The organism is Streptomyces sp. NPDC050636 (assembly GCF_040654775.1).
GTDB lineage: Bacteria > Actinomycetota > Actinomycetes > Streptomycetales > Streptomycetaceae > Streptomyces.
Genome location: NZ_JBFAIP010000179.1, coordinates 1 through 6,355, shown reverse-complemented (window position 1 = coordinate 6,355; position 6,355 = coordinate 1). Strand labels below are relative to the sequence as shown.

5 protein-coding genes and 3 pseudogenes are annotated in these 6,355 nt (G+C 68.4%); 3 read left to right on the top strand and 5 right to left on the bottom strand.

Features of this window, described 5'->3' with window-relative positions:
- Nucleotides 1-575 precede the first annotated feature (575 nt).
- Nucleotides 576-797, bottom strand: coding sequence for a hypothetical protein (locus AB0I10_RS39730; protein ID WP_363157617.1), 222 nt, complete (start codon nt 795-797; stop codon nt 576-578).
- 12 nt (nt 798-809) lie between these two features.
- Between AB0I10_RS39730 and AB0I10_RS39725 the strand changes: the two genes are divergently transcribed.
- Nucleotides 810-1,016, top strand: a complete 207-nt coding sequence (locus AB0I10_RS39725) for a hypothetical protein (protein ID WP_363157616.1) — start codon at nt 810-812, stop codon at nt 1,014-1,016.
- A gap of 397 nt (nt 1,017-1,413) precedes the next feature.
- Here the strand turns inward: AB0I10_RS39725 and AB0I10_RS39720 are convergent.
- Together AB0I10_RS39720 and AB0I10_RS39715 are read right to left on the bottom strand one after the other, a co-directional pair.
- Nucleotides 1,414-2,064: pseudogene (locus AB0I10_RS39720) on the bottom strand (response regulator transcription factor).
- Nucleotides 2,061-2,177 (bottom strand): annotated as a pseudogene (locus AB0I10_RS39715) (sensor histidine kinase); the annotation flags it as partial. The pseudogenes AB0I10_RS39720 and AB0I10_RS39715, both read right to left, overlap by 4 nt.
- 208 nt (nt 2,178-2,385) lie before the next feature.
- Here AB0I10_RS39715 and AB0I10_RS39710 point away from each other — a divergent pair.
- Together AB0I10_RS39710 and AB0I10_RS39705 are read left to right on the top strand one after the other, a co-directional pair.
- Nucleotides 2,386-2,871: a TrkA C-terminal domain-containing protein gene (locus AB0I10_RS39710; protein ID WP_363157615.1), complete on the top strand. Its 486-nt coding sequence runs from the start codon at nt 2,386-2,388 to the stop codon at nt 2,869-2,871.
- Nucleotides 2,872-2,877: 6 nt separating this feature from the next.
- Complete coding sequence (locus tag AB0I10_RS39705) at nt 2,878-4,122, top strand: cation:proton antiporter (protein WP_363157614.1); 1,245 nt, start codon at nt 2,878-2,880, stop codon at nt 4,120-4,122.
- Nucleotides 4,123-4,315: 193 nt separating this feature from the next.
- Here the strand turns inward: AB0I10_RS39705 and AB0I10_RS39700 are convergent.
- Both AB0I10_RS39700 and AB0I10_RS39695 read right to left on the bottom strand, forming a co-directional pair.
- Nucleotides 4,316-5,011, bottom strand: a pseudogene (locus AB0I10_RS39700) (cation:proton antiporter); the annotation flags it as partial.
- 166 nt (nt 5,012-5,177) lie between these two features.
- The gene (locus AB0I10_RS39695) at nt 5,178-6,113 is read right to left on the bottom strand and encodes a phenylalanine 4-monooxygenase (RefSeq protein WP_363157613.1); all 936 of its coding nucleotides are present in this window, start codon (nt 6,111-6,113) and stop codon (nt 5,178-5,180) included.
- Nucleotides 6,114-6,355: the final 242 nt, after the last annotated feature.

Genomic DNA, 6,355 nt, shown 5'->3' with positions numbered 1-6,355 from the left:
GAACTCCACTTACTCCTCGCAACCTGGACCGGCGCCTACCCCACCCGTCACCGCGACACACCCGACCCCACACCAACCCGACCAAGCCCTACTAGTCGCCCGCGCCCGCATTGACGAACCGTGGATCCCGTGGATCCCGAAGTGCTGTCACTGGCGCCGAATGGGCGCTGTCGAGTCAAGGGTTGGGTGCCGCTCCCACACCGGGTGGCAGCCAGGGGCAACCGTCGCGAGAGAATCCATGCCATTGAGAGTGCTGCGGCGGGGAGGGTTTGCTGGGAGGCAGGGTGGCGGAGCCAGCCATGCTCACTGACCAGGAGGCCAGCAGTTATAGCGAATCGTGCGACCGGGGTGCCGGATCGGTGCGTTGCCGGCGGGCGGGTGCTGGCCTCGGCCGGCGGGAACCGGGTGCCGACGGTCGCCCGCTGGCCCAGGCGATGAGGACACCGTCCTGGAGGCGATCCATCGGCTTCCACGAGATCGGCCGCGCATGCCTGGACCCTCTCTGTGGGCGGGACTGGCCGACCACGGTGGGGCGTTTTCAGGTTGTGGACCGAATGTGCAACATGCGGTGCAGATCACCGCCGCTTTGCGATCCAGGCGGCTAGGGCAACGATCCCGACGGACGCCGCGGCGGCCAGCTTCGCCGACAACATGCCGAAACCTGGCGTCCACCACCCCAGCTTCCACGCAACTGCCCAGGAAAGCCCCACGACCAGCAACGCGCAGACCACAGCCAGCATGAAACGTCCGGCCGTGCCACGGTCGTGTCGGTCACCACTGCTGCTCTGCTCGTCCATGAGGCTGATGCTATGAGCAGGATCATGGACCACAGCCAGTTCTCGCCATATCGCTTGCTCGACCAGCCCACCAGGACGCCGGCGAACTGCGCGCCTTGCTGGCAGCCCCAGCCGCCCGGCCACCTCAGCACCCGGGCGGTGTCCACCGCGGTCAACAACGTACGCAACAACGGACCCCACCTCCTGGACGAGATCGCCGATGACCACGCCGACACCTGAAGGCGAGGGGCTAGCGCAAGCCGCAAAGCACACCCGGCACGGTCGCTGACCGGTCAGGACTTGGTTCGCGCCGCCCGTACGCTCTCTTCCAATGCGGCCATCAAATCCACTGGTGGCGCAGCTTCCGCCGGTTCAATCAGCTCCCCCTTGCCGGCGTTCGCCGCCACGAGTTGCTCCAGGGCGTGTGTGTATTCGTCATGCAGCTCGCGCAGCTCTTCCTTCCGCTGTCCAGATCTGTCACATGAGATCCGTGGTGCAGTCTCGATCTGTTGCGGTCGTACGAGACGGGTGAGCTGACGGGAGTTCCTCTCAGGTCCCTGGGGGCGAGCGTGGATCTTGCCTTTGTACAGCCGGGCTGCTGGAGAGGTTCCTGGAAACTGATGTCAAAGGTCGTTTGCTACGGCTCGATGAGGCCGACGCGGATGGCGTATCGGGTGAGTTCGAGGAGGTCGCGAAGCCCGAGCTGCTGGAGCAGGTTGGCGCGGTGGCGTTCGACGCTCTTGGCGCTGATGACGAGGAGGTCGCCGATCTCCTTGGAAGTGTGGCCTTCGGCGACGAGTTTGAGGATCTCTCTTCGTGTTCGGTGATGGGGCGGGCGGGTAGGGGGTCGCCGCTGCGGGCGCGGTCGAGGTATTTGCAGATGAGGGTGGTTTCGGCGCCGGGGTAGATGAAGGGCTCGTCGCGTATGGCAGCGCGGCAGGCTTCGACGAGGTCGCGGTCCGCGACGGACTTCAGGACGTAACCGGAGGCCTCGGCTTTGAGTGCTTCGAAGAAGTACTGCTCGGTCTCATACATCGTCAGCATCAGGGTGCGCAGGTTGGGGGATGCAGGAGAGTTCACGGGCGGCCTGGAGGCCGGTCTGGCGGGGCATGGCGATGCCGAGGATGGCCAGGTCGATATCCAGGTCGCGGGCGTGGGCGACGGCCTCGGCTCCGTCAGCGGCCTCGGCGATCACGGTCAGGTCCGGTTCGGCGTCGAGGATGAGGCGTACGCCGCGGCGGACGGGGGCGTGGTCGTCGGCGAGCAGGATGCGGGCCGGCTTGGTCATCTGGCGCTGTCCTTGGGATCTGTGACGTTCAGACGTACTTCGGTGCTGCCCTGTTTGCCTGTGCCGACGATGAGCTCGGCACCGATGAGCAGGGCGCGTTCGCGCATGCCGCGTCACAGCGTCATCCGGGGCCTGACCTGCGGTCGACCTACTGCCCCGCCTCAGCCTGAGTGGTTGCGACACCGCTTGTCCATCCGTGGCGACACCCATATCCCGGTCCGCTCGCAGCTGGCAACATGAGCTCCTGCCGCGCCGGATCACCTGGCCTGTTCTGCCGCGCGCGGTACGCCATCGCAAACATCGAACAGAGGGGGATGGGTTGTGCCTGCTCCACGGATGCGTACGACACCACTGCCCGGCATCGGGGTTCAGTACGACCTCAGTACCCGCGCACACCGGCACCTGTCGGTGATTGCGCACCGGGACGGAACCCGGACTGTGAACGTCTACCGGGCCGACGATCCCGATGCCTGCGCGCAGTCGCTGCACCTGACGGGTACAGAGACGGCGTCGTTGATCGACGCGCTGATGCCGGCTCACCACAGCCCGAACCTGCTCCACACCACCGATCTGGGCCTGGTTGCCGAGCGGATCGAACTGTCCGCGCACTCGTACTGGAACGGCCGGGTGCTGGGCGAAACCCGGATGCGCACCGAGACCGGTGTGTCGGTGGTCGCGGTCCTGCGACGGGCGGAGGCCCGCCCGTCCCCGGCTCCCGACTTCCGACTCGCCGGCGGGGACACCCTCATCGTGATCGGCACCCGCGAGGGTGTCGACGCGGCCGCCGCGATACTTGGACGGGAGTGATCGCCGATGCACTCAGCCGTCTTCCTCATTGAATTCGGGGCGATCATCCTCGGACTGGGCCTCCTCGGACGCGTCGCGGGCAGGTTGAAGTTCTCCCCCATACCCCTGTACCTGCTGGCCGGACTGGCTTTCGGCACCGGCGGCCTGCTGCCACTCGGCGCAAGCGAAGAGTTCGTCGCGATCGGCGCAGAGATCGGCGTCATTCTGCTGCTGCTGATGCTCGGGCTGGAGTACACCGCCAGCGACCTCGTCTCCAACCTCAAGACCCAGTACCCCGCGGGCCTGGTCGACTTCGCTCTGAACGCAGTACCCGGCGCCGTGGCCGCGCTGCTGATGGGCTGGGGCCCGGTCGCCGCCGTCGTACTCGCCGGAGTCACCTGGATTTCGTCCTCGGGAGTCATCGCCAAGGTGATGGGAGACCTCGGCCGGCTCGGCAACCGCGAGACCCCGGTGGTCCTCAGCATCCTGGTCCTTGAGGACCTGGCCATGGCCGTCTACCTGCCCATCGTCACCGCCCTGCTCGCCGGAGTGAGCCTGGCCGCCGGCAGTGCGACGCTGGCCATCGCCCTGGGCGTCGCCGGTGCGGTGCTGTTCGTCGCCGTCCGCTACGGCAGGCTGATCTCGCGCTTCGTCTCCAGCGAGGACCCCGAAAAGCTCCTCCTGGTCGTCCTCGGCCTGACCCTGCTGGTCGCCGGGATCGCCCAGCAACTCCAGGTGTCGGCCGCCGTCGGCGCGTTCCTGGTCGGTATCGCCCTGTCCGGCGAAGTCGCCGATGGCACCCACACGCTGCTCAGCCCGCTTCGGGACCTGTTCGCGGCCGTGTTCTTCGTCTTCTTCGGCCTGCACACCGATCCCGCGAGCATCCCGCCCGTACTGCTGCCCGCTTTGGCTCTCGCCGTCGTCACCGCGTGCACGAAGATCGCCACCGGCTACTGGGCCGCGAAGCGCGCCGGCGTCGGCGTCAAGGGCCGCTGGCGCGCCGGCGGCACCCTCGTCGCCCGCGGCGAGTTCTCCATCGTCATCGCCGGGCTAGCCGTCACCGCCGGCATCGAACCGGCGCTGGGGCCGCTGGCCACCGCGTACGTCCTCAATCTGGTCGTGGTCGGGCCGCTCACCGCCCGCTACGCCGAACCGGCGGCCGCCCGGATCACAAAGCGCCGCAGCCCGAACGGGCCGGATTTGGCCGCTGTGCCCTCCCCGGCGAAGTCGCCGGAGACGGTCTCGGCCCAGGACCCGGCTGGCCGCGGGTGAGTGAGGATGCCTGGGTGGTGCCCTCGGCTTCGCCCGCACCTCACCCGCGTCATGACGGGTAGCCCGGCCTGGCAGGCCGATGCAACAGGGCACCTGGCCTCCGGTGCGATCACCCTCTTTCGAAGGTCCTGTGGCCGTTGAGCATCGTGTACCTGGCCTGCCGCATCGCTGCCCGCCGCCGAGGCGCTGACGGTCAGGCCCGGTCGCTCGGGGGGTGTGGTTCGAGGCGTCCGCGCTCCCCGAACCAGCGAGCGAGTTTGCCGCGGCGGCCGACGGCGCGCAGGCGTTGTTCTGCGGCCTCCCGGACGCTCGGTGTGGTGACCAGGAGTAGCTCATCACCGGTTTGTAGGACGGTCTCCGCTCGGGGAACAAGACTGCTGCCGTTGCGGACGATGAGGGTGATCACCGTGGGTGGCGGGAGTCGGGGCTCAGCGACGGTGACACCGTGGAGCCGTGCCCCGGGCGGGATGGCGACGGTGAGCAGGTCGGCGTCCAGGACGTCCAGAGGCGCGGCTTCGACCTGGATCTCGCGCAGCGCACCCAGGCGGGTCTGCCCCAGTCCGCGGGCCATCGCGGGCAGGGTGGGGCTCTGGATCAGGGTGAAGACCACGACGAGGACAAAGACGATGTTGAGCAGGTGCCGGGACCCGTCGACGGCCGCGATGATGGGGAGGGTCGCGAGCACGATGGGGACGGCACCACGCAGACCGGCCCAGGAAATGAACGCCTGCTCCCGCCGCGGGGTGCGGAAGAAGGCCAGGCAAGCGACAACCGACACTGGCCGTGCGACGAGAAGGAGCACGAGGCCGACGGCGAGCGCGGGCAGGACGGCTGAGGGGAGTTCACTGGGATCGACGAGCAGGCCGAGCATGACGAAGAGGCCGATCTGTGTCCTGGTGTGAAGTCGGGGCGGGGAGGGCGGACGCGGGGCATGTCGAGGTGAACAGACTGCCGGCCCCGGCGGACGATGGCGACTGCATCGTCGAGCTGTGCCCGCTCTTCTGTCGTCAGATCATCAAGATCGCGCCGCGTGTTCGGGGCGAAGGACCTTGTCTCTACATCGACGCCGACGGGCTGGTCGGCGGGCTGGTCGGCGGGCTGGTCGGCGGGTGGGGCGGGGAAACCGGCCCAAGCCCGAGGCGGGGTCCTGTGTCATCGTCGAATGCCTCGCAGAACGTGGTCAGAGCGTCGGTGAGGTGGTCCAGGGACCGTGCGGCAAACAGGAATGGCTGATACCCCGCGGCGCGGTAGGGGGTTCTGGCCATGGCGCGGACGTCCCACGCCCGGATCTCACGTTGAGGCAGTTCCCTGATCTCGCCGTACGAGGAGAGCAGCGCCGCACCGTACGCCTTGACGTGCCCGGTTTGGGTGAGCACCCCGAACTCAAGGGTGTACCAGTACACGCGGCTGAGCAGTTCGAGGGCTTCCTTGGTGCGGAGTCGTTGGGCCGTCCGGCCGATGACGCGGTACAGGTCGGCGAAGCGCGGCGACAGCAGGTGCACGCCGTGGCCGAACACATCGTGGATCACGTCAGGTTCCGGGGTGTACAGCGGTACGGCGGGATGGCGGACGAACTGCACGGCGTGGAAGAAGCCGCGTCCGAGCGATTCGAAGAACCTACGGTTGCTCACGAATCCGCCGGCGAGGGTGAAGTCGAATCCCGTGCGGGCTTTGAGGGCCGCCCCGACCTCGGTGTGCTGCGGGATCCGGTCGGCCGGGAGGCACGCCTCCTCGCGGGCGTCCAGGATCTCTTCGCACGCATGGGCGCGCAGGGCAGGTTCCAACGCGGCGTGGACGGTTCGCCACGTCGCGTGCTCTGCGTCTGTGTAGGCGACCGGGGGCGAAGGGTGGCCCACGCGGTGGCCCCGGGCCAGTCCGGAGAGTGCGTCCCGCCGCTTCAGGTACCCAGGGTCGCGCACACCGGGATGAAGGTGGGAAGGACCGAGCCGGCCGTCCGCTGTGATCGGGATCCCGTCACCTGTATCGCTCATGATCGATACCGTGCCCATGTCCGGACGGCGGATCACCACTGCCGCATCCGCTGAGGCGAATCCCGGCCAGTCACAACCACCGGCGGAGCCGTATGCGTGGTCTGAGTGCCGCGAGCGGCCTCCGCCCTTTCACCGGCCGACCGCGTAGCCCTGCATTCCGCGGGAGTCGGCGGCGGCGGAGAGGACGCCGCGCTGCGGGTCGCGGGCGACCGCGCAGAGCCGTCCTTGCGACCAGGGGCCGG